The sequence below is a fragment of the Thiomonas sp. FB-6 genome (genome assembly GCF_000377645.1).
GTDB lineage: Bacteria > Pseudomonadota > Gammaproteobacteria > Burkholderiales > Burkholderiaceae_C > Thiomonas_A.
The window spans coordinates 96,733-116,907 of record NZ_KB898476.1 but is presented as its reverse complement, the minus strand read 5'-3'; the positions used below and the strand labels follow the sequence as shown (position 1 = coordinate 116,907).

23 protein-coding genes and 2 tRNA genes are annotated in these 20,175 nt (G+C 69.5%); 19 read left to right on the top strand and 6 right to left on the bottom strand.

The genetic code is table 11. The annotated features are described in order from the left end of the window. The first annotated feature begins 201 nt into the window (after window positions 1-201). The 4 genes from ctaD to D466_RS0107780 all read left to right on the top strand — a co-directional run bounded on the left by ctaD (window position 202) and on the right by D466_RS0107780 (window position 4,830). Complete coding sequence (gene ctaD, locus D466_RS0107795; protein WP_018913153.1) at window positions 202-1,830, top strand: cytochrome c oxidase subunit I; 1,629 nt, start codon at window positions 202-204, stop codon at window positions 1,828-1,830. A gap of 185 nt (window positions 1,831-2,015) precedes the next feature. Next, a complete protein-coding gene (locus D466_RS0107790) occupies window positions 2,016-3,254 on the top strand; it encodes a patatin-like phospholipase family protein (RefSeq protein ID WP_081629878.1) in 1,239 nt (412 codons plus the stop codon). Next, the gene (locus D466_RS0107785; RefSeq protein ID WP_018913151.1) at window positions 3,251-3,991 is read left to right on the top strand and encodes an acetoacetate decarboxylase; all 741 of its coding nucleotides are present in this window, start codon (window positions 3,251-3,253) and stop codon (window positions 3,989-3,991) included. Before D466_RS0107790 ends, D466_RS0107785 begins: the two co-directional genes overlap by 4 nt. 56 nt (window positions 3,992-4,047) lie before the next feature. Further along, on the top strand, window positions 4,048-4,830 hold the full coding sequence (locus D466_RS0107780) for a 3-hydroxybutyrate dehydrogenase (protein WP_018913150.1): 783 nt from the start codon (window positions 4,048-4,050) through the stop codon (window positions 4,828-4,830). 69 nt (window positions 4,831-4,899) lie between these two features. On the opposite strand, the gene D466_RS0107775 is transcribed toward D466_RS0107780, so the two are convergent. Then, window positions 4,900-5,427 carry a disulfide bond formation protein B gene (locus tag D466_RS0107775; RefSeq protein WP_081629877.1) on the bottom strand — a complete coding sequence of 176 codons (528 nt, stop codon included), beginning with the start codon at window positions 5,425-5,427 and terminating at the stop codon, window positions 4,900-4,902. 57 nt (window positions 5,428-5,484) lie between these two features. Between D466_RS0107775 and D466_RS0107770 the strand changes: the two genes are divergently transcribed. Beyond that, window positions 5,485-5,561, top strand: a tRNA-Pro gene (locus tag D466_RS0107770). Between the two features lie 77 nt (window positions 5,562-5,638). On the opposite strand, the gene D466_RS21035 is transcribed toward D466_RS0107770, so the two are convergent. Next, window positions 5,639-5,833, bottom strand: a complete 195-nt coding sequence (locus D466_RS21035; protein ID WP_196803444.1) for a CopG family antitoxin — start codon at window positions 5,831-5,833, stop codon at window positions 5,639-5,641. 299 nt (window positions 5,834-6,132) lie between these two features. Between D466_RS21035 and D466_RS0107755 the strand changes: the two genes are divergently transcribed. Beyond that, window positions 6,133-6,918, top strand: a complete 786-nt coding sequence (locus D466_RS0107755) for a thioesterase family protein (RefSeq protein ID WP_018913146.1) — start codon at window positions 6,133-6,135, stop codon at window positions 6,916-6,918. Here D466_RS0107755 and D466_RS0107750 read toward each other — a convergent pair. Next, window positions 6,902-8,074 carry a hypothetical protein gene (locus tag D466_RS0107750; protein WP_018913145.1) on the bottom strand — a complete coding sequence of 391 codons (1,173 nt, stop codon included), beginning with the start codon at window positions 8,072-8,074 and terminating at the stop codon, window positions 6,902-6,904. The genes D466_RS0107755 and D466_RS0107750 overlap by 17 nt on opposite strands. 119 nt (window positions 8,075-8,193) lie before the next feature. On the opposite strand from D466_RS0107750, the gene D466_RS0107745 reads away from it, so the two are divergent. Further along, window positions 8,194-8,814 carry a YbhB/YbcL family Raf kinase inhibitor-like protein gene (locus tag D466_RS0107745; protein WP_081629876.1) on the top strand — a complete coding sequence of 207 codons (621 nt, stop codon included), beginning with the start codon at window positions 8,194-8,196 and terminating at the stop codon, window positions 8,812-8,814. A gap of 53 nt (window positions 8,815-8,867) precedes the next feature. Here the strand turns inward: D466_RS0107745 and panD are convergent, their stop codons facing one another. Then, entirely contained in the window at window positions 8,868-9,215 is a 348-nt protein-coding gene (gene panD, locus D466_RS0107740) for an aspartate 1-decarboxylase (RefSeq protein ID WP_018913143.1), read from the bottom strand. Between the two features lie 185 nt (window positions 9,216-9,400). On the opposite strand from panD, the gene D466_RS23230 reads away from it, so the two are divergent. From D466_RS23230 to D466_RS22730, 5 genes are all read left to right on the top strand, one after another. Further along, window positions 9,401-9,667, top strand: a complete 267-nt coding sequence (locus tag D466_RS23230; RefSeq protein WP_026285017.1) for a DUF4404 family protein — start codon at window positions 9,401-9,403, stop codon at window positions 9,665-9,667. A 29-nt stretch (window positions 9,668-9,696) separates the two neighbouring features. Then, window positions 9,697-10,827, top strand: coding sequence for an MBL fold metallo-hydrolase (locus D466_RS0107730; RefSeq protein ID WP_018913141.1), 1,131 nt, complete (start codon window positions 9,697-9,699; stop codon window positions 10,825-10,827). 69 nt (window positions 10,828-10,896) lie between these two features. Continuing rightward, window positions 10,897-10,973, top strand: a tRNA-Arg gene (locus D466_RS0107725). A 316-nt stretch (window positions 10,974-11,289) separates the two neighbouring features. Continuing rightward, window positions 11,290-11,517 (top strand): type II toxin-antitoxin system HigB family toxin, encoded by a 228-nt coding sequence (locus D466_RS0107720; protein ID WP_018913140.1) that lies wholly within the window; start codon window positions 11,290-11,292, stop codon window positions 11,515-11,517. Continuing rightward, window positions 11,514-12,107, top strand: a complete 594-nt coding sequence (locus D466_RS22730; RefSeq protein ID WP_018913139.1) for a type II toxin-antitoxin system HigA family antitoxin — start codon at window positions 11,514-11,516, stop codon at window positions 12,105-12,107. The genes D466_RS0107720 and D466_RS22730 overlap by 4 nt, the downstream gene beginning before the upstream one ends. Window positions 12,108-12,367: 260 nt before the next feature. On the opposite strand, the gene D466_RS25115 is transcribed toward D466_RS22730, so the two are convergent. Further along, complete coding sequence (locus tag D466_RS25115; protein ID WP_196803443.1) at window positions 12,368-12,691, bottom strand: 2-keto-3-deoxygluconate permease; 324 nt, start codon at window positions 12,689-12,691, stop codon at window positions 12,368-12,370. Here D466_RS25115 and D466_RS24730 point away from each other — a divergent pair. Beyond that, window positions 12,579-12,890 (top strand): LysR substrate-binding domain-containing protein, encoded by a 312-nt coding sequence (locus D466_RS24730; RefSeq protein ID WP_018913138.1) that lies wholly within the window; start codon window positions 12,579-12,581, stop codon window positions 12,888-12,890. The two genes, D466_RS25115 and D466_RS24730, sit on opposite strands and share 113 nt — an antisense overlap. A gap of 26 nt (window positions 12,891-12,916) precedes the next feature. Here D466_RS24730 and serA read toward each other — a convergent pair whose 3' ends face one another. Continuing rightward, entirely contained in the window at window positions 12,917-14,188 is a 1,272-nt protein-coding gene (gene serA / locus D466_RS0107705) for a phosphoglycerate dehydrogenase (protein WP_018913137.1), read from the bottom strand. Window positions 14,189-14,373: 185 nt separating this feature from the next. Here serA and sufB point away from each other — a divergent pair, with 185 nt between their 5' ends. The 6 genes from sufB to sufT are packed head-to-tail and all read left to right on the top strand — an operon-like array spanning window position 14,374 to window position 20,141. Beyond that, on the top strand, window positions 14,374-15,819 hold the full coding sequence (sufB, locus tag D466_RS0107700; protein WP_018913136.1) for a Fe-S cluster assembly protein SufB: 1,446 nt from the start codon (window positions 14,374-14,376) through the stop codon (window positions 15,817-15,819). Further along, complete coding sequence (sufC, locus tag D466_RS0107695; protein ID WP_018913135.1) at window positions 15,816-16,586, top strand: Fe-S cluster assembly ATPase SufC; 771 nt, start codon at window positions 15,816-15,818, stop codon at window positions 16,584-16,586. Before sufB ends, sufC begins: the two co-directional genes overlap by 4 nt. A 7-nt stretch (window positions 16,587-16,593) precedes the next feature. Then, entirely contained in the window at window positions 16,594-17,904 is a 1,311-nt protein-coding gene (locus tag D466_RS0107690) for a SufD family Fe-S cluster assembly protein (RefSeq protein WP_018913134.1), read from the top strand. After that, window positions 17,901-19,136: an aminotransferase class V-fold PLP-dependent enzyme gene (locus tag D466_RS0107685; RefSeq protein WP_018913133.1), complete on the top strand. Its 1,236-nt coding sequence runs from the start codon at window positions 17,901-17,903 to the stop codon at window positions 19,134-19,136. The genes D466_RS0107690 and D466_RS0107685 overlap by 4 nt, the downstream gene beginning before the upstream one ends. Further along, window positions 19,133-19,609 carry a Fe-S cluster assembly sulfur transfer protein SufU gene (gene sufU / locus D466_RS0107680; RefSeq protein ID WP_018913132.1) on the top strand — a complete coding sequence of 159 codons (477 nt, stop codon included), beginning with the start codon at window positions 19,133-19,135 and terminating at the stop codon, window positions 19,607-19,609. The genes D466_RS0107685 and sufU overlap by 4 nt, the downstream gene beginning before the upstream one ends. Continuing rightward, window positions 19,590-20,141 (top strand): putative Fe-S cluster assembly protein SufT, encoded by a 552-nt coding sequence (gene sufT, locus D466_RS0107675; RefSeq protein WP_018913131.1) that lies wholly within the window; start codon window positions 19,590-19,592, stop codon window positions 20,139-20,141. Before sufU ends, sufT begins: the two co-directional genes overlap by 20 nt. Window positions 20,142-20,175: the final 34 nt, after the last annotated feature.

Below are 20,175 nucleotides of genomic sequence, written 5' to 3'. Positions count from 1 at the left end.
CTGAGCCCGTCGAGAGGCTTCGGGGCTACAAAGTCTCAGATTCGCAGCCGCGCGAAAACCGGTTCGTCGGTGCCGTCAGGTGTATGCTGCCGGGGTTGCGCGGGCCGCGCGCGGGATGCGCGAGCCTGGCGGGAATGAAACGAATCGCGCTTTCCGGTTTTTGATTTTTCGATATTTACAGCAAGCAAAAAGGAGTCTTCGATGAGCGTCGTGCTCGATCCAGTCCATGCGCCGGCACATGATGCCGACCATGCCCACGACCACCCGCATGGCTGGCGGCGCTGGCTGTTCTCGACGAATCACAAGGACATCGGCACGATGTACCTGGTGTTCGCGCTGTCCATGCTGTTCGTCGGGGGCCTGCTGGCGATGGGCATCCGCGCCGAGCTCTTCGATCCGGGGATCCAGTTCCTGAATCCCCAGATGTTCCTGTCGTTCTCGACCATGCACGGCCTGATCATGATCTTCATGGCCGTGATGCCCGCGCTGACGGGGCTGGCCAACTGGATGATCCCGCTGCAGATCGGCGCGCCGGACATGGCCTTCCCGCGCATGAACAACCTCAGCTTCTGGCTGCTGATCCCGGCGGCCATCCTGGGGGTGTCGGCCTTCTTCGTGCCGGGCGGCGCTCCGGACGTGGGCTGGACCCTGTATGCCCCGCTGACCGTGCAGCAGGGCATGAGCATGGACCTGACCATCTTCGCCGTGCACATCCTGGGCGCGTCGTCGATCATGGGTTCGATCAACATCATCGTCACCATCCTGAACATGCGCGCGCCGGGCATGACGCTGATGAAGATGCCCATGTTCACGTGGACCTGGCTGATCACCGCCTACCTGCTGATCGCCATCATGCCGGTGCTGGCCGGCGCGGTCACGATGACCCTGACCGACCGCCACTTCGGGACCAACTTCTTCAACACCGCCGGCGGCGGCGACCCCGTGCTGTACCAGCATCTGTTCTGGTTCATGGGGCACCCCGAGGTGTACGTGCTGATCCTGCCGTCCTTCGGCGTCATGAGCACCGTCGTGCCCACCTTCTCGCGCAAGCCCCTGTTCGGCTACAGCTCGATGGTGTACGCGACCGCGTCGATCGCCATCCTGTCGTTCATCGTGTGGGCCCACCACATGTTCACGGCCGGCATGCCGACCTTCGGCCAGCTGTTCTTCATGTACGCGACCATGCTGATCGCGGTGCCCACCGGCGTGAAGGTGTTCAACTGGGTGGCCACGATGTGGCGCGGGGCGCTGAGCTTCGAGACCCCGATGCTGTTCGCCATCGGCTTCATCGTGGTGTTCCTGATCGGCGGCTTCACCGGCCTGGTGCTGGCCATGGTGCCCATCGACACCGCCGTGCACAACACCTACTACGTGGTGGCGCACTTCCACTACACGATGGTCGCCGGCTCGCTGTTCGCGATCTTCATGGCCGTGTACTACTGGGGCCCGAAGTGGTCCGGGGTGATGTACGACGAGCGCGCCGGCCAGATCCACTTCTGGCTGTCGATGATCGGCTTCAACCTGACCTTCTTCCCGCAGTTCTTCCTGGGCCTGGGCGGCATGGTCCGGCGCTACGCCGACTACCCGCTGCAGTTCACCGACTTCAACCAGCTGTCGTCGATCGGGGCCTTCATCTTCGGCCTGGCGCAGGTGTACTTCCTGTTCGCCGTGGTGCTGCCGATGCTGCGCCACCAGGGCGTGAAGGCGCCGCAGCGCCCCTGGGACGGTGCCGAGGGCCTGGAATGGGAAGTGCCTTCGCCGCCGCCCTTCCACACCTTCGAGACCCCGCCGCGGCTCAACGAGGCGGCCACCCGCGTGCTGCACGACTGATCCGCGACTGATCCGCGCGAGTTCGCCCGCATCGACCCCCACGACCATGACGGCGTGGGGGTTTTTTCATGCCCGAGAGGATTCTGTAACACGGACGGCAGCGCCTCGCTGTTAACCTTGTGCACTGCAGCAGACACGACGCGATCCCGCGTTGCCTGCCGTACGAGCCCAAGAGCGAGGCGAACATGCCGACCAAGAAAGCAAGTACTTCCTCCAGCTCCTCCCGATCGTCCAGGCCCTCCCGATCGGCCCGATCCGCCCAGCCTGCCGTCGCCGAAACCACCGACCAGCGCTGCGCCGAGTCCGAATGCATCCTGGTGCTGCAAGGCGGCGGCGCGCTGGGGGCCTACCAGGGCGGCGTCTACGAGGTCCTGCGCGCGGTCCACCGCGACCCCGACTGGGTGGCCGGGGTGTCCATCGGAGCCATCAACGCCGCGCTGATCGCCGGCAACCCGCCGGGCAAGCGCCTGGAGCGCCTGCGCGAGTTCTGGGACGTGGTCAGCTCGCCGATGCCCGCCGGCCTGGCCCACGTGCTCGACGGAGACTTGCGCGGCGCCTTCAACGAGGCCAGCGCCTTGCGCGGCGTGCTATTCGGCGTGCCGGGCTTTTTCATGCCCCGCATCCCTCCGGCGGGCTGGCATCCCCGCGGCACCGACGGCGCGGTCAGCCACTACGACACCTCGCCGCTCCAGCGCACGCTCGAGCGCCTGGTCGACTTCGATCGCATCAACGACGGGCCGACCCGGCTTTCCGTGGGCGCGGTGAACGTGCGTACCGGCAACTTCGAGTATTTCGACTCCACCACGCGGCGCCTGGACGCGCGCCACATCATGGCCAGCGGCGCGCTGCCGCCGGGCTTCCCGCCGGTGGAGATCGACGGCGAGTCCTACTGGGACGGCGGCCTGGTGTCCAACACGCCGCTGCAGTACGTGCTCGACCAGCCGGCCGAGCGACGGCGCGTGGTGTTCCAGGTCGACCTGTTCTCGGCGCTGGGCCCCGTGCCCGGCACCATGGGCGAGGTGGTGGCGCGCGAGAAGGACATCCGCTTTTCCAGCCGCACGCGCCTGAACACCACCCACGCGCTGGAACGCCAGCGCCTGGCCCAGGCCGCGCGCAGGCTGCTGGACAAGCTGCCCGCGCAGCTGCGCGACGACCCCGACGTGCAGGCGCTGGCGCGCCTGCACCAGCGCCGCGCGGGCATGGACATCGTGCACCTCATCTACCGCAGCAAGGGCTACGAAGGCCAGTCGAAGGACTACGAGTTCTCGCGCCGCTCGATGGCCGAGCACTGGCAGGCCGGCGTGGCCGACATGACCCGCACCCTCGGCGATCCGAGTTGGCGCAACCACGATCCGGAGGCCGACGGCGTCCACGTATTCGACGTGCCCGCGGCCGACGAGAAACCAGGAGGACCCCAAGCATGAAGCTCGATGACGTACGACGCAATGCCTTCGCGATGCCCCTGACCAGCCCGGCCTTTCCGCCGGGGCCCTACCGCTTCGTCGACCGCGAGTTCCTGGTGGTCACCTACCGCACCGACCCCGACGCCCTGCGCGCGGTGGTGCCGGAGCCGCTGCAGATTCCCGACGAGCCGCTGGTCAAGTACGAATTCATCCGCATGCCCGACTCCACGGGCTTCGGCGACTACACCGAGTCCGGCCAGGTGATCCCGGTGCTGTACCAGGGGCGCAAGGGCAGCTACGTGCACTCGATGTTCCTCAACGACGAGGCCCCGATCGCCGGCGGGCGCGAGCTCTGGGGTTTTCCCAAGAAGCTGGCGGCCCCCTTGCTGCAGGTGCAGACCGACACCCTGCTGGGCACGCTGGACTACGGCAGCGTGCGCGTGGCCACCGCCACCATGGGGTACAAGCACCGCGCGCTCGACGCGCAGGCGCTGCTGCCGGGCCTGCTGGAGCCGAACTACCTGCTGAAGATCATCCCCCACGTCGACGGAAGCGCGCGTATTTGCGAGCTGGTTGAATACCATCTGGAAGACGTGGTGGTGAAGGGCGCGTGGACCGGCCCCGCGGCCCTGCAGCTGGCCGAGCATGCGTTGGCCCCGGTGGCCCGCCTGCCGGTGCTGGAAGTGGTGTCGGGCGTGCACGTGCTCACCGACCTCACGCTGGGCCTGGGCCGCGTCGTGCACGACTACCTGGCCTGAAGCCGCGCAACCCTCGCAACTCGCTCTACCAACCTACAACGACACGGAGATCAGCCATGAAACTCAAGGACAAGGTTTGCATCGTCACCGGCGCGGCCAGCGGCATCGGCAAGCAGATCGCGCTGACCTATGCGCGCGAGGGCGGCAAGGTGGTGATCGCCGACATCAACCTGCAGGCCGCGCAGGCGGTGGTGGACGAGATCCAGAAGGCCGGCGGCCAGGCCATGGCGGTGACCATGGACGTCACCAGTGAGTCCGAGGTGAACGCAGCGGTGGACAAGGTGGTGAAGGCCTGGGGTGGCGTGGACGTGCTGGTCAGCAACGCCGGCGTGCAGATCGTGCACCCGGTGGAGGAGTTCCCCTTCGCCGAATGGAAGAAGATGCTGGCCATCCACCTCGACGGCGCCTTCCTCACCACCAAGGCCTGCGTGCCCCACATGAAGGCCTCGGGGCGCGGCGGCAGCATCATCTACATGGGCTCGGTGCACTCCAAGGAAGCCTCGGTGCTCAAGTCGGCCTACGTGACCGCCAAGCACGGCCTGATCGGCCTGTGCAAGACAGTGTCCAAGGAAGGCGGCAAGCACGGCATCCGCGCCAACGTGATCTGCCCCGGCTTCGTGCGCACGCCGCTGGTGGACAAGCAGATTCCCGAGCAGGCCAAGGAACTCGGCATCAGCGAGGCCGACGTCATCGCCAAGGTGATGCTCAAGGAAACCGTGGACGGCGAGTTCACCACCGTGCAGGACGTGGCCGAGGTGGCGCTGCTGTTCGCGGGCTTCGAGTCCAACGCGCTGACCGGCCAGTCGCTGGTGGTCAGCCACGGCTGGTTCATGCAGTAAGCCCCGGGGCCCGCGCCGGCGCGCGGGCCGCATGCGCGCGGCCGCCCTCGCGCCGCGCGCGCGGCGGTGTCAGCGCCGCGAGCCCAGGCGCCGCGCGGCCGGCAGGCTGGCGCCCATCAGCACACCCAGGCCCAGCAGGCCGACGCCCGACAGCATGGGCAGGGGAATGCCGAACAGATAGGGAATGTCGCTGCACAGGCCGTCCGCGCGCAGCAGCCAGGGCGCGAGCGCCGTCACCCCCCAGGCATTGATGCGCGTGGCCAGCGGGTCCAGCCCGCAGGTCTGCTCGGGGTGATAGAGCAGCCACACGTGCTTGGCGGCGAAGATCACGCCGCCCAGCACCGCCAGCAGCCCCAGCCACAAGGCCGCGCGGCTCAGCCCCGGGCTACGCATGCCGAAGCCCAGCGCCGCCAGCAGGGAAAAAACCAGCACCCCCAGGTAGGCCATGCGCTGCAGCACGCACAGCGCGCAGGGCAGGGCGCCTTGCGCCTGCTGCACCCACACCGCGCCGCCCAGGATGGCCACGCAGGCCAGCGCCACGAGCAGGTTGATCACCAGGAACCACGGGGAAACGGAGCGATTTCGCGAGAGCTGCATGGGTGGAATGAGGCTTGGCAAGGGACGGGTACAAACCCTCGCCTAGAATACCAGCTTCGGGGTGTAGCGCAGCCTGGTAGCGCATCTGCTTTGGGAGCAGAGGGTCGGAGGTTCGAATCCTCTCGCCCCGACCAAATTTCATGTGTCCTGGAGCAAGGTCCGATTCCGCCGGGCCGCGGCCCGGCGCACCATCGGATGCCCGATGAGGCGATTAGCGTGACCGAGCGATATCGGCCTCCAGCAGCATCCGCACGTAACGCGAACAGGGCAGGCCCTTGCTGGCCGCCTTGGCCTTGATCGCATCCAGCCACGCCGCGGGGATGCGCATGTTCAGCGCCGCTTCCTTCCTGGCGATCTCGAATCGCATCGCATTGTCCCGGTCGAAGCCCCTGACCCGCTTGCCCATGTGCGGACCCATGTCTACCCATGAACAAGCGCTGCATCACGCCATGGGATCCACCGCGTCGCCACTGGCTGAACGCCAGCCCCAAAAAAAGAAACCCAGCGCCGGGGCTGGGTGAAGCTCGCTCGCCATCCAGAGCAGGAGCAGGGGAGACAACCTGGTGAGCAGCGTAGCCTCGACGTGTTGCTGGCGCATTGCCGCAACGTGAAGCCTTCCTGCGCGCCGCGCACGCGCCGGCGCCGACGCGGCTAGCATGGCCGGACCCCCATTCGTCGCGCGGCGCAGCCCGCCTGCCTGGTTCCATGGAACTTCCCGAAGCCTTCTATCTGCAGACCGGTGAGCAGGACTACGAGCCCACGGTGGCGGCGGTCGGCCCCTGGGCCCCGGAGCTGTTGCACGGCGGTCCGCCCATCGCCTTGCTCAGCCATGCGATCCGGGGCTTCGAGCCGCGCGAGGAACTGCAGATCGCGCGCCTGGGCGTGGAAATCCTCAGCCCCGTGCCGCTGGCTCCGTGCCGCGTGGAAGTGCGCATGGCGCGGCCCGGACGCCGGGTCGAACTGGTCGAGGCGCGCATGAGCGCGGGCGGGCGCGAGGTGTTGCTGGCCCGCGCCTGGCGCCTGCAGCGCGAGCCGGGCTGCGTGGGCGCGGTGCCCGAGCCCTTCGAGCCTCCCGCGTTGCCCGGGCCCCAGGCGCAGCAGTTGTTCGAAGGCGTCGGCAGCTTTCCCTACGGCGAGGCCATCGAGTGGCGCTTCACCCGCGGCGGCTTTGCCAGCCTGGGGCCGGCCACCGTGTGGGCGCGGCCGCGCATTCCCCTGGTGCGCGGCCAGGCCGAGTCCGGGCTGGAACGCCTGTTGCTGCTGCTCGATTCGGCCAACGGCCTGAGCGCCGAGTTGCCCGTGCATTCGTGGAGTTTCGTGCCGGTGGACCTGCAACTCAGCCTGCAGCGCGAGCCTCGCCACCCCTGGCTGGGCATCGACGCGCGCACGACCATCGACGATGCCGGCGTGGGCACCAGCCATACCACGGTGTTCGACGCCGACGGCGCCTTCGGGCGCAGCCTGCACACCCTGTTCATCCGCCCGCGCTGACTCCGGCCGAAGCCGCGCCGGGCAGCGCGAAATCGCAGCGTACGAAGGGATCCACCGCGCAGGCCACCAGGCTGGCCGTCTGCGCCACCTGGCGCGGCGTGGTCCACGCGATCGAACGCAGCAACTGCGCAGCCGTTCCCTGGGGGTGGAAATTCCACTGCGCCGGCGCGAGGATCAGGCAGCGCGCGATGCGCTCGCCGTGGTCGAGTTCCACACCATAGGCGAGCAGGCCGCGCGCGGAGTCGGCCAGGCCCAGGCCCGCGGCGGCCTTCATGGTCGGCGGCATGTCGGCCTCGCCCATCCAGGCCAGCAGGGTCTCGGCCAGTTCCAGCAGGCGCGCGGCAAAGCGCGCGACCAGCGGCGCCGCGGCCGGCGCACCGTCGCCGGCCAGGTCGCGCAGCAGCGCGCGCTGCTGCAGCCGCGCCCACGGCCCGGTCTCGCGGCAGCTTCCGTGCCACTGCGGATCGCTCTGGAAACGCCCCGTCGGGTCGCCGAGCAGCCTGGCCGCGAACTCGCCGGGCGGGGGCGTGCCCAGCGGCGGCGGCAGTGCGGCGGCGGCCAGCGCCAGCGGCTGATCGGCCAGCCAGGCGATGAAGCGCGCCGGGGTGAGGGTGTCGTGCTCGCGAGCCCAGCGCAGCAGGGCGTCGGCGCTGTCGATCTGCAGAAAGTCCCGCGCCGGCATGCCCAGGCTGCGCGACTCCACGAGTTCGCGCAGCGCGGCCAGCGCCTGGGGCTCGGCGCGCGGAGCGTCCAGCGAGCGCGCCACGGAGTCGATGTCCTGCAGCGTGCTCTGGGAAGGCGCCTGCGCCATGCACAGGGGCCAGTCGCGGTGCAGCGGCAGCAGGTGTTCGTGCAGGCGCTCGAGCAGCAGCGGGCGCTGGTCGATCCACACATTGCGCCCGTGGTCCGGCTGCAGGGTTCCGAGGGCCGCGGCAGCGGCCGCCCGGTGCGCCTTGCCGCTGACCGGAACCAGATTGGGAAGCAGGGCCAGCGCCTGTTGCGCGTTGCGCCCGATGAGCATGCGATGGGCCTGCGAGGGGCGCCGGGGCAGCGGCTCCACCAGGGTGAGCCCATGCCCGTCCGGGCGCAGCACCATGCGCAGACGGTGTTCGCTCAGCAGGGTGGCGGCCGCGGATGCGACGCCCAGTGCGGCCATCGAAAGGGTCTCCGGACGACGCGCCGGCGTGGCGCGGGGGGTATGCGTAGCATAATCGACCGTGCGGGCCTGCCCGTCGTGGGCCGGCCGCGATCGCATTCCGCCGGGGAGCTTGCGCGATGCCACCGAAACCAGGAATTGCCGCCTGCGGGCCGTCGCCGGCGCGGCGCGTGCGCGCGGGCGTGCGGGCGGGCCTGCTGGCCGGCCTGCTGATCGGCGGGGCCCTCGGCGTGGCGCCTGGCGCTGCGAAGGCGGGGGAGTTCCGCGTGTGGAGCCCCACGCTGCGCGACGGCGTGCCGGCGCAGCAGCGCTACGACGGCCCCGGATGCGGCGGCTCCGACGTGTCGCCGCGCATCGACTGGAGCGGCTTGCCGCCCGGAACCCGCAGCCTGGCGCTGACCGTGTTCGACCGCGACGCGCGCAAGGGCGCCGGCTGGTGGCACTGGGCCGTGGCCGATATCCCCGCATCGGCACCGGGGCTGGCGCTGGGCGCGGGGGCGGCCGGCGGCGCCGCGCTGCCGGCGGGCGCCCGGCAACTGCGCAGCAGCTTCGGCAACCAGGCCTACGGCGGCCCTTGCCCGCCGCCGGGCAGCGGCCAGCACCACTACGAGTTCACGCTGTGGGCGCTGCCCATGGCGCGACTGGATCTCGCGCCCGATGCCGACGCGGCGCAACTGGCCGAACGGGCGTCCGCCCAGGCCCTGGGCGTGGCGCGCATGCAGGCCGTGTACGGGCGCTGAGGCGCCGTCCGGGCTGGGGCGTCAGCCCGCTGCGCCGGCGCGGGCGTGCGTCTTCAAGCCTTCATCGACGCGATGCGGTTCTCGCCGTCCAGCAGCGCGATGCGCGGCCGGAAGGCGCGCGCGGTGGCGTCGTCCATGGCGGCGTAGGTGCAGATGATCAGCAGGTCGCCCAGCGCGGCGTGGCGCGCGGCCGAGCCGTTGAGGGTGATGTGCCCGCTGCCGGCGGGCTCGGAGATCGCGTAGGTGCTCAGGCGGGCTCCGTTGGTGACGTTGTAGATCTCGATCTGTTCGCCGGGCAGGATGTCGCAGGCGTCGAGCAGGGACTGGTCGATGCCGCAGGAGCCTTCGTAATGCAGGTCGGCGCCGGTGAGCGTGGCGCGGTGCAACTTGGCGCGCAGCATCACGCGGGCGGGAGGAGTGACAGGAGGCATCTGGTGGGGCCGCCGCGCCGTGCCGGCGCCGCGGGCTGGAAGCGAAAGGGCAGGGCGGGATCGTAGCAAGCGCCGCGCCCGCGCACCGCGGGCGATTGCGCGAGGCCGTAAGATGGGCCCTTCGACTTTCGACGCATGCAACGACGAGGCCCGCCGTGGAATCTTCCTCCTCCGTGAAGCAAAGCCTGGACCGCCTGCGCGAGGCGCTGGAATCGGGCGCCCCGCTCGATGCCGGCCTGCGCGCCGACCTGGCCGCGCTGGACGCCGACATCCGCCGCGCCCTCGGCACCGCCCAGGCCGAACAGGCCCAGGGGCTGGCGCAGCGCGTGCGTGAAATGTCCCTGCGCTTCGCGCAACAACACCCCACCGCGGCCGCGGTGCTGCGCGAACTCGGCGTGCTGCTCGAAGGCATCGGCGCCTGAAACCCGGCGGCGCGAGCCGCCCCAAGCCCATGGATTCCCGAAACCGCCCGAACGAGACGGCGTATCAGCCCGACTATTACGCGGGCACCGAGGCGCCCGCGCCCGGCGTGCCGGTGCCCATCGCGCCCGGCGTGCACTGGCTGCGCATGCCCATGCCGATGGTGCTCGACCACATCAACTTGTGGCTGCTCGAGGACGGTGACGGCTGGACCGTGGTCGACACCGGCCTGTGCAACGATGCCACGCGCGAGGCCTGGGAACAGGTGTTCGCGAACCACCTGCAGGGCCGCCCGGTGCGCCGGGTGATCTGCACCCACATGCACCCCGACCACGTCGGCCTGGCCGACTGGCTGTGCAAGCGCTGGAACGCCCCGCTGCTGATGACCCAGGGCGAGTACCTCAGCGCGCGCCTGGTCAGCGCCGGCATGGAACCCACCGGCACCGAGGGCCTGCTGGGCCTGTTCCGGGCCCATGGCGCCTCGCAGGAACACCTGCAGGCGCTGGCCGGACGGGGCAATTTCTACATGCGCATGGTGCCGACGCTGCCCCAGTCCTTCCAGCGTCTGGAAGCCGGGCAGCGCCTGCGCATCGGCGCGGCCGAATGGCAGGTGATCGAGGGCGGAGGCCACTGCCCGGAGCATGCGTCGCTGTGGTGCGCGGAGCACCGCGTGCTGATCTCCGGCGACCTGCTGCTGCCGCGCATCTCCACCAACGTGTCGGTGTACGCCATCGAACCGGATGCCGACGCGCTGGGCCGCTACCTGCGCTCGCTGGAGCGTTTCGACGCGCTCGATGCGAGCACGCGGGTGCTGCCCTCGCATGGTTTCCCCTTCACCGGCGTGCACGGGCGGGTGCGCCAGTTGCGCGAACACCATGCCGATCGCCTGCAGGCGGTGCTGCAGGCCTGCGCGCAGCGCGCGCTGAGTTCAGCCGAACTGATTCCGCTGTTGTTCAAGCGTCAGCTGGACACCCACCAGCTGAGTTTCGCGCTGGGCGAGGCCATCGCCCACGCCAACCGCCTGTGGGCCGTCGGCGCGCTGCGCCGCGAGGCCGACGCCGACGGCGTGCTGCGCTTCAGCACCGCGCAGCCGGCGCCGGCCCCGGCCACCGAGGCGCTGGCCCGCGCCGCCGCGGGCCTGGCGATGCCCCTGGCCGCCTGAGCCAAGGCCCCGCGCCGCGGCGCGCCGCGCGGGGCCCACTACACTTGCGACGCGCCCGGCGGGCGCATGCTGCCCGTAGCTCAGCTGGATAGAGCAACAGCCTTCTAAGCTGTGGGTCGGGGGTTCGATTCCCTCCGGGCAGGCCAAGGAAATCGTGTCCGTCCCTGAGAACTTCACCGCAATTCCGGAGAATCGGACGGTGGCGCCAAGCTCAACGCCGGGTAGCGCATGGGCTCGAGTCAAGGCGACCCCAAAGGGTCACAAATCGTCAGGCCAGGCACGGTCGCCGATGCGCGCCTGCAGGCGCTGGCCCTCAGTCTGACCCCAGTAGCCCGAACTCGAGCAAGGCTCGGCGAGCTTTGCTGTCAAGAACTATAGCGAAGTGCTATATTTGCTGTGCACGTGATCTCTCGCACTAGGCTCGCAGCCTTCTGGACGGCTCACTCGAAGGCCAAGGGGCCGATGGAGAAGTGGCACGCGGCCGTCGAGCATGCTCGATGGGGCTGCTTCGAAGACGTCCGCCAGACCTACCGATCCGCAGACGTCGTTGGCACGTTTGTCGTCTTTAACGTGAACAGCTTTCGGATCGTGACGAAGATTCGCTATCAGGATGGGAAGGTGTTCATCCGTGAGGTGATGACTCACCCGCAATACGACCGATGGACACCCAAGGAAGACCCGTGGGAATGAAGATCGATTGGCGCGCAGTTGCGGATGCATGGCAGACGCTCGAGACCAACCTGGGGCCGATCGGGCTGGCGTTCACGCCCGAGAATGCCGACGCAATGATGGCCCGCGTTGACTCTTTGCTGGACATGGCCGAGGCCCCGCGGGCGCCAGAGGCCCTCCATCGCTTGCTCGCGGCGCTGTCGGACTGGGTCGGCGAGTATGAGCGTATGAAGGTTCCAGTGCCAGGCATGTCCGGGCGGGAGTTGCTGCGCTACCTGATGGAGGAGAACGATCTGCGCCAGCAGGACTTGGCTGACCTAGTCGGAGGTCAATCGGTCGTAAGCGATCTGCTGCGCGGCCATCGTCAGATCAATGCACGCCAGGCGGTTGCCCTTGCGCATCGCTTTAGGGTGGATCCGGCAGCCTTCATCGTGGAAGTCGAAGAATCACCGCGCACCGCTGAAGAAATCGCGGACCTCAGAACTTCTACAGTTGGCGCTGCAGGGGCGTGTGTCGTGTTGTCGGACGACACGACGGCGGATACGGCGTCGGCCGAGATGATCGTATACGCGCCGTCGTATGGGTGGCTTTCGTGCGCCCCGCGGGTTTAGTGTCGATGTGATATCAGCATCAATGAGGTAAAGCATGAGCGACCAATCAGCGCACGATCCTGGTCCCGTTCAGTTGCCCCGAACGACACCACTTCATGAGTTTCAGTGGGAGGAAGTGGCGCGTGCGCTGTTTAGGGAGAGGGGCATTACGTCTGGCTTGTGGCACGTGGGACTTCGTCTTCAGTTTGCTGCAACAGCTGTGGGCCCTACGCCTGCAGAATTGCTTCCAGGCGCGATTGTTGGGGTTCAGACAGTAGCGCTCACGAAGGTCGAGCAGCCTGGCCCGTTGGTCTATGACGCCGGCGTACCAAGGCGACGTCGGAAAGGTTCGAGCGCCGGAGCAAGATAGGACCGGCGGCGCTCCCTCCCGGTACCAGGATGGCGGTCAGCACGACGGAGGCCGCGATTTCCACGGTGGCCTGCTGCACGAAGGGGTGACCGTGCAGATCGAGCGCGGCCACCGCGGCCGGGTTGGCGATCGAATTGCCGGAGGAACTGGATAGTGAATTGCAGGGACAGGCCCTGGACCGCCTGCACGGCTCGAAGGTGCTGACGGCGCATCTGGCTTCGGTGCTGCGCACCATGACCCTGGACGGCCGCGGCCTGGCGTGGCTGCCGCAACTGCTGGTCGGCGAGGACATCGAAGGGGGCAGGCTGGTGGTGGCGGCGCCCGAGGAGTGGTCCATCGATCTGGAGGTTCGCCTCTACCGGGGGCGTGCCGCGCTGGGCAGGGCCGCCGAGGCCTTCTGGCTCGCCGCCGAGGCGGCGGTCGAGGGCGCCTGAGCGAGTCCTGGCAGCGCTTGCGCAAGCTACGCGGTCTCGGCGTGGCCTCCGTGGGAGGCGGTGTCCCCGAGCAGCCTGCAGCGGATGGTTCCTTCCACGCCCGACAGCTCCCGCAAGGCGTCCGGGTCGCAGGTGCCCTCGACGTCCATGACCACGTAGCCGAGTTCCTCGTCGGTGCGCAGGTATTGCGCGGCCACGTTCAGGCCGGCCGCGGCGACCCGCTCGTGCAGGCCCGCCATCACGCCCGGGCGGTTGCGGTGCACGTGCAGGATGCGCAGGCGCCCGGCGTGGCCGGGTAGCGCGACCTGCGGGAAATTCACCGCCGACACGGTCGAGCCGTTGTCGGCGTAGCGTGCCAGCTTGGTCGCGACCTCGCGGCCGATGCTGGCCTGCGCTTCCAGGGTCGAGCCGCCGACATGCGGGGTGAGCAGCACGTTGTCGAAGCGCGTGAGCGGCGATTCGAATCGGCCGTCGTTGCCCTTGGGCTCGGCCGGGAACACATCGATGGCGGCGCCGGCGAGCTGCTCACGGTCCAGCGCGTCGACCAGGGCTTCGATGTCGACCACGCTTCCCCGGGAGGCGTTGATCAGGTGGCTGGCCGGCTTCATGCGCGCGAGTTCGCGGGCGCCGATGAGATTGCGGGTCTGGGGCGTCTCGGGGACATGCAGGCTGAGCACGTCCGCGGCCTGGAGCACGGCATCCAGGGTGTCGAGCTGCCGTGCGTTGCCGAGGGCCAGCTTGGCCTCGATGTCGTGGAACACCACCTGCATCCCCAGGTGCTCGGCGAGCAACCCGAGCTGGGTTCCGATATGCCCGTAGCCGACGATGCCCAGGGTCTTGCCGCGGACCTCGTGCGAGCGGGCCGCGCTTTTCATCCAGCCGTTTCGGTGCAGCAGGGCGTTGCGCTGCGGGATGCCCCGCATCAGCAGGATGGTCTCCGCCAGCACCAGTTCCGCGACGCTGCGGGTATTGGAGAAGGGGGCGTTGAACACGGGGATGCCGCGCCGCGCCGCGGCGCGCAGGTCGACCTGGTTGGTTCCGATGCAAAAGCAGCCGATCGCCAGCAGCCGGGGGGCCGACGCGAGGGCTTGCTCCGTGAGCTGCGAGCGTGAGCGGATGCCGACGAAATGCGCGTCGCCGATCGCCCGGGCGAGTTCCTCGCCGCTGGCCGCCCCGGGCAGCGCGAGCACCTGCGAGAAGCCGTCCGCGTGAAGCAGGTCCACCGCCGACGGATGAATTCCCTCCAGCAGCACGATCTTGATTTCCGGCTTGTCAAACAGGATGGGAAGATGGTTCATTGAGGCCTCTGTCGGCAGGGGGATGCATGCGCGAGGAACTCCATCCGCGCAAGGGATGAGCTGGTGGGTTGCGTATTTGCCTCATTGAACCAGGTGTTTCGGGTTCGGATGCCGCCGCCCGCGATGCCCTTGTTGACGACAGGCTTATTGATATCAAAGGGGCATCGTAGATGTACGATTGATCCATGAACCTCGATGCTTCCCTCGAACGATCGCTGTCGGCCCCCTATGCGGCCGGTTTCGTCACGGACATCGCCGCGGAGACCATCCCCCCCGGCCTGTCGGACGAGGTGATCCGCCTGATCTCGCGGCGCAGGAACGAACCCCCCTTCATGCTGGAGTGGCGGCTCAAGGCCTATGAGGCCTGGCTGCGCATGCGTCCTCCGCGCTGGGCAAACCTCGAACAGGCGGCCATCGACTACCAGGCCATTTCGTATTTCTCCCGCCCGCGCTCCGCCGGCGAGGCGCCGAAAAGCCTCGACGAGGTCGACCCGAAGCTGCTGGAGACCTACGAGAAGCTGGGAATCCCGCTGCACGAGCGCGCCGCCCTGGCCGGCGTGGCCGTGGATGCGGTGTTCGACTCGGTGTCGGTGGTCACGACCTTCCGCAGGCAACTGGCCGAGGCGGGGGTCATCTTCTGCAGCCTGTCGGAGGCCTTGCAGACCCATCCCGAACTGGTTCGGCAATACCTGGGCTCGGTGGTGCCGAGCGACGACAACTTCTACGCCGCCCTGAACTCGGCGGTGTTCTCCGACGGGTCGTTCGTCTACGTGCCCAGGGGCGTGCGCTGTCCGATGGAACTGTCCTCGTATTTCCGCATCAACGCGGCGAAGACCGGGCAGTTCGAGCGCACCCTGATCATTGCCGAGGAAGGCGCGTCCGTGAGCTATCTGGAAGGTTGCACGGCACCCAGGCGCGACGAGAATCAGTTGCACGCAGCGGTGGTCGAGCTCGTCGCGCTGGACGACGCACAGATCAGGTACTCCACGGTGCAGAACTGGTACCCCGGCGACGAACACGGTGTCGGCGGCATCTACAACTTCGTCACCAAGCGGGCGCATGCCCGGGGCAAGCGTTCGCGCATCACCTGGACCCAGGTCGAGACCGGCGCGGCCATCACCTGGAAATATCCCAGTTGCTGGCTGATCGGCGAGGGTTCCGTGGGCGAGTTCTACTCGGTGGCGCTGTCGAACCATCACCAGCAGGCCGATACCGGGACCAAGATGGTGCATATCGGCCGCGACACCCGCAGCACGGTGATCTCCAAGGGGATCTCGGCGGGGCACGGCCGCAGCACCTACCGGGGGCAGATCAAGGCGGCGCAGACTGCGTCGGGCGCGCGCAATTTCACCCAGTGCGACTCGCTGCTGCTCGGCAGCCGGTGCGAGGCCCACACCCATCCCTACATCGACAGCCGCAATCCCGGCGCCTGCTTCGAACACGAAGCCACCACCTCGCGGGTCAGCGACGAGCAGCTCTTCTACTGCCGGCAGCGCGGGCTGAGCGCCGAGGAGGCGCTGGCGCTGGTGGTCAACGGTTTTTGCAAATCGGTGTTCCAGCAGCTGCCGATGGAGTTCGCCGTCGAGGCGCAGAACCTGCTGAACGTGAGTCTGGAAGGAGCCACCGCATGACCCCCCCCGTGTTGCGACTGCGCAATCTGCGCGCCAGCGTCGGCGGCCGCCAGGTGCTGCGCGGTGTCGACCTCGACGTCGGCGCCGGCGAGGTGCATGCCATCATGGGGCCCAACGGCGCGGGCAAGAGCACGCTGGCCGCGGCCCTCGCCGGGCGCCCGGACGTCGCCGTCGAGGCGGACGCCGCGCTGTTCGACGGCGAGCCCCTGCTCGGGCGCACGCCGGAGCAGCGGGCCTGCAAGGGCCTGTTCCTGGGATTCCAGTACCCGGTGGAACTGCCGGGGGTGCACAACCTGCTTTTGCTGCGCAGCGCCCTGAACGCCGTGCGCCGCGACCAGGGCCTGGCCGAGGTGGACGCCTACGACTTCCTGCGATCGGCGCGCGCGCTCGCCAAGACCCTGGGTCTGGGGGAGGATCTGCTTCAGCGCGACGTCAACGACGGGTTCTCGGGCGGGGAGAAAAAGCGCAACGAGGTCCTGCAACTCGCGCTGCTGCAGCCGCGGCTGGCGATCCTCGATGAAATCGATTCGGGCCTGGACATCGACGCACTCAAGCAGGTCGGCGCCGCCTTGCAGGGCCTGCGCGACGGACGGCGCAGCTTCGTTCTCGTCACCCACTACCGGCGGCTGCTCGACCTGGTGCCGGTGGACCGGGTGCACGTGATGGTCGACGGGCGCATCGCCGCGTCGGGCGGCATCGAACTGGCCGAGCGCCTGGAGCGCCAGGGCTACGAGTGGGCCCTGCAGCCCGAGGCGGTGGGGGAGTAGCCGCACCATGGACGCATCCGATCTCTGCGCGGTGCTCGCGCCCTCCGACGAATCCGGGCCCGTCGCGCGCTGGCGTGCGCAGGCCCGCGAGCTGCTGGCCCAGCTGGGGCTTCCCGGCAACCAGGATGAACATTGGAGGCGCGCGGACCTGCGCTTCCTGGCCGGCGCGACACGCGGTGCCTTTGGCGCCGCGCCGGCGCGGGCGCCAGGGGGCGTGGAGGCCACGCCGGGCCTGGCACGGTTGCACGCCCACACCCACCTGTGCTTCGACGGCGGCCGCTTCGCGCCGGCGCCGAGTCGCCTCGGCGGCGACGACGCGGTATGCGCCGGCCGGCTCGGCGCGGCCACCAGCCCCGACGGCCCGGGATTGCCGGGGCTGGCGCCGCATCGCGGGCTCGCCGGCGACCTGCGCCTGGCCCTGCTGGGGCGTGCGGCCGGAGCCGACGGCGCGCAGATGCTGGTGCTGCGCGGGCGCACGCCGCGCCGCCCGCTGGTGCTCGAGCACATCGGCTCGCGCACGGGGGCCGCGACGGCCTGTGTGTCGCACCGGCTGTGTCTCGAGCCGGGCGCGTCGGCCATCCTGGTCGAGTTCCACGATGACCGCTCGGAGCCGGACTTCACCCTGCTCAGCGAACTGAGCATCGAGCTGGGCACGTCCAGCCGCCTGCTGCACCTGCGGCTGGTCGCGCCGACGCATCGCGCGCACCTGGTCGACACCCTTCAGGTGGAAATCGGCCGCGACGCCGAATATGTCGAGCGCAGCCTGATCGCCCCGGCCGGCGTGCTGCGCAGCACGCAGGCCGTGCGCCTCGCCGGCGACGGTTCGCGTGCCGCCTTGCATGCGGGCGCCTTCGCGGGCCTCGGCTCCGACCTCGACCTGCGACTGCTCGCCGAACACGAAGCCGACGCGACGCGCAGCGAACAAACCGTCCAGGTGCTGGCGGCACGCGCCCGCGCGACCGTGGATTCCGAGGTCATGGTGCCGCCGGGGAGGCGGCGCGTGGTTTCGCGGCAGTCCCTGCGCGCGGTGCTGCTGGAGCCCGGCTGCGACGTCGCGTTGCGGCCACGTCTGGCGATCCGCTCCGACGACGTCGACAGCAGGCACGGCGCGACCACCGCGGCCCTGGCGCAGGACCAGCTGTTCTACCTGCGCAGCCGCGGCCTGGACCTCGCCCAGGCGCGGCGCATGCTGGTCGCCGCGCAGTTGCGGCAGGCCTTTCCCGAGACTGGCGACGAGGCGCTCGACGCCCTGGTGCGAAGCCTGCTGCAAGGAGCGCTGGACCGCGCGCTCGGCGAGCCTGGAGGCGGCGCGCCATGAACCCTCGCGATCTCCCCGCCGCGCTGCCTGGGGCGGCCGCCTCCAGCTTTCCAGCGCTGGCGCAGACCGTGCACGGGCAGCGGCTGGTGTACCTGGACGGAGCGGCATCGACGCTCACGCCGCGCTGCGTGATCGAGGCGATCGCGCACTACCAGTCCTTCGACCATGCCAACGTGCACCGCGGCGTGCACGCCCTGGCCGAACGTGCGACGACGCGCTTCGAGGACGCCCGCGAGGCTGTGCGCGCCTTCGTGCATGCCTCGGCGACGCGCGAGATCATTTTCACGCGCGGCGCCACCGAGGCGCTCAACCTCGCGGCCATCGGACTGGGCGCGGGGCTGAGGCCGGGCGACGAAGTGATCGTCACGGCGCTCGAGCACCATGCCAACCTGGTGCCGTGGCAGATGGCCTGCGCGCGCAGCGGTGCGCGCCTTCGCTTCATCCCGGTGCGCGACGACGGCCTGCTCGCCGTGGAGGCTTTCGAGGCCCTGCTCGGTCCGCGCTCGCGCGTGCTTGCGCTCACCCAGGTGTCCAACGTGCTGGGTACGGTGGTCGACCTGGCCGCGCTGCTCGCGCGCGCCCGCGCCGCCGGGCTGGTGACGGTGGTCGACGGGGCGCAGGCGGTCGCGCATGCCGAGGTCGACGTGCAGGCGCTGGGTTGCGATTTCTACGCCTTCTCGGCCCACAAGATGTACGGCCCGACGGGAATCGGCGTGCTCTACGGCCGTGAATCCGTTCTCGAGCGCATTCCTCCCTTGTTCGGCGGGGGAGACATGATCGAGACCGTCACGCTGGAGTCCGCGACCTACGCGCCTCTGCCGGCTCGGCTGGAGGCCGGCACGCCCAACATCTCGGGAGCCGTGGGCCTGCACGCGGCCATCGCCTTCCTGGAGAGCTTCGACCGGGCCAGGCTGCTCCAGGCCGAGCACCAGCTGCTGGCGGCGATGGAACGCGGCCTGAGCGCGCTGCCCGGAGTGCGCGTGCTGGCCGCCGGCACGCCCAAGCAGGGAGCGCTTTCCTTTGTCGTCGACGGCGTGCACGCGCACGACGTCGGTACCGTCCTCGACCGCCGCGGCATCGCGGTGCGTGTCGGCCATCATTGCGCGATGCCCGTGATGCGGCGCTTCGGGGTGCCCGCCACCGTGCGCGCCTCGCTCAGCGTGCACAACACCCTCGAGGACGTGCAGGCGCTGCTCGATGGCGTGCGCGAAACCTGCGAGAGACTGCGATGAACGACGAACTCAGCCTGCTCTACCAGGACGTGGTGCTGGACCACAAGCGCCACCCGCGGCACTACGGTCCCCTGCCGGATGCCACCTGCGAGTCCCACGGCCACAACCCGCTATGCGGAGACACCATCACCTTGCGCCTGCGCACGCGTGGCGAGCGCATCGAGGACATCGCCTTCGAGGGCCAGGGCTGTGCGATCTGCATGGCCTCGGCCTCGCTGATGACCGAGGCGGTGCATGGCGCCAGGCTGGTCGACGCGCGCGTGGCCTTGCGGGCGATGCATCGCATGCTGACGCTTGACGGCGAGGTCGACGAGCCCGTGCTCGGCAAGCTGGCCCTGCTGCAGGGGGTGCGGCGTTTCCCGTCGCGCATCAAGTGCGCCGCGCTGGCCTGGCACGCGCTGGGCAAGTGCCTGGGCGAGCCGGCGGCCGGGACACAGGAGCGGGAGCAAGGCGATGAAGCCGGGCGCGCGTGAAGCCGTGGCGGTGCGGCGGCAGGTGAGGGCGCAGCAGGTGCCGTCGGGAGACTGGTACCTGCTCGAGCCCGGATTGGAGGGGGTGCTGACCCAGGCGCTGGGATCGAGCTACACCGTGCTGGCCGACGGCCTGTTGTGGCGCATCGACGGCAGCGACGGCGACGCCATCGGGATGCCGTGCCGCGAGGCGGCGCGGCGCCCGACCGAGCCCAGCGACGAGGAATTGCAGCGATGGGTGTGGGAGGAACTGGGGGAGATCTACGACCCCGAGATTCCCTGCAGCATCGTCGAGCTCGGCCTGGTGTACCGCTGCGACCTTCGCAGGCAGGATGACGGCCGCTTCGACCTGCGCATCGAGATGACCTTGACCGCAGCGGGCTGCGGCATGGGCCGGCAACTGGCCGACGAGGTGGCCGAGCGGCTGCTCGCGCTGCCGCGGGTGGCCCGCGCCGAGGTCGACGTGGTGTTCGATCCGCCCTGGAACCGCTCGATGATGAGCGAGGCGGCCCGGCTTTCACTGGGGCTGCTGTGAGGCGGCGGGCGCTGCCCGCATGCGCAGCCATGGA

Bases quoted from the DNA above. Each gene is read 5' to 3' on its own strand.
- ctaD (WP_018913153.1), top strand. From the start codon at position 202: ATGAGCGTCGTGCTCGATCCAGTCCATGCGCCGGCACATGATGCCGAC.
- D466_RS0107790 (WP_081629878.1), top strand. From the start codon at position 2,016: ATGCCGACCAAGAAAGCAAGTACTTCCTCCAGCTCCTCCCGATCGTCC.
- D466_RS0107785 (WP_018913151.1), top strand. From the start codon at position 3,251: ATGAAGCTCGATGACGTACGACGCAATGCCTTCGCGATGCCCCTGACC.
- D466_RS0107780 (WP_018913150.1), top strand. From the start codon at position 4,048: ATGAAACTCAAGGACAAGGTTTGCATCGTCACCGGCGCGGCCAGCGGC.
- D466_RS0107775 (WP_081629877.1), bottom strand. From the start codon at position 5,427: ATGCAGCTCTCGCGAAATCGCTCCGTTTCCCCGTGGTTCCTGGTGATC.
- D466_RS21035 (WP_196803444.1), bottom strand. From the start codon at position 5,833: ATGGGCAAGCGGGTCAGGGGCTTCGACCGGGACAATGCGATGCGATTC.
- D466_RS0107755 (WP_018913146.1), top strand. From the start codon at position 6,133: ATGGAACTTCCCGAAGCCTTCTATCTGCAGACCGGTGAGCAGGACTAC.
- D466_RS0107750 (WP_018913145.1), bottom strand. From the start codon at position 8,074: ATGGCCGCACTGGGCGTCGCATCCGCGGCCGCCACCCTGCTGAGCGAA.
- D466_RS0107745 (WP_081629876.1), top strand. From the start codon at position 8,194: ATGCCACCGAAACCAGGAATTGCCGCCTGCGGGCCGTCGCCGGCGCGG.
- panD (WP_018913143.1), bottom strand. From the start codon at position 9,215: ATGCTGCGCGCCAAGTTGCACCGCGCCACGCTCACCGGCGCCGACCTG.
- D466_RS0107730 (WP_018913141.1), top strand. From the start codon at position 9,697: ATGGATTCCCGAAACCGCCCGAACGAGACGGCGTATCAGCCCGACTAT.
- D466_RS0107720 (WP_018913140.1), top strand. From the start codon at position 11,290: ATGGAGAAGTGGCACGCGGCCGTCGAGCATGCTCGATGGGGCTGCTTC.
- D466_RS22730 (WP_018913139.1), top strand. From the start codon at position 11,514: ATGAAGATCGATTGGCGCGCAGTTGCGGATGCATGGCAGACGCTCGAG.
- D466_RS25115 (WP_196803443.1), bottom strand. From the start codon at position 12,691: ATGGTGCGCAGCACCGAAGCCAGATGCGCCGTCAGCACCTTCGAGCCG.
- serA (WP_018913137.1), bottom strand. From the start codon at position 14,188: ATGAACCATCTTCCCATCCTGTTTGACAAGCCGGAAATCAAGATCGTG.
- sufB (WP_018913136.1), top strand. From the start codon at position 14,374: ATGAACCTCGATGCTTCCCTCGAACGATCGCTGTCGGCCCCCTATGCG.
- sufC (WP_018913135.1), top strand. From the start codon at position 15,816: ATGACCCCCCCCGTGTTGCGACTGCGCAATCTGCGCGCCAGCGTCGGC.
- D466_RS0107690 (WP_018913134.1), top strand. From the start codon at position 16,594: ATGGACGCATCCGATCTCTGCGCGGTGCTCGCGCCCTCCGACGAATCC.
- D466_RS0107685 (WP_018913133.1), top strand. From the start codon at position 17,901: ATGAACCCTCGCGATCTCCCCGCCGCGCTGCCTGGGGCGGCCGCCTCC.
- sufU (WP_018913132.1), top strand. From the start codon at position 19,133: ATGAACGACGAACTCAGCCTGCTCTACCAGGACGTGGTGCTGGACCAC.
- sufT (WP_018913131.1), top strand. From the start codon at position 19,590: ATGAAGCCGGGCGCGCGTGAAGCCGTGGCGGTGCGGCGGCAGGTGAGG.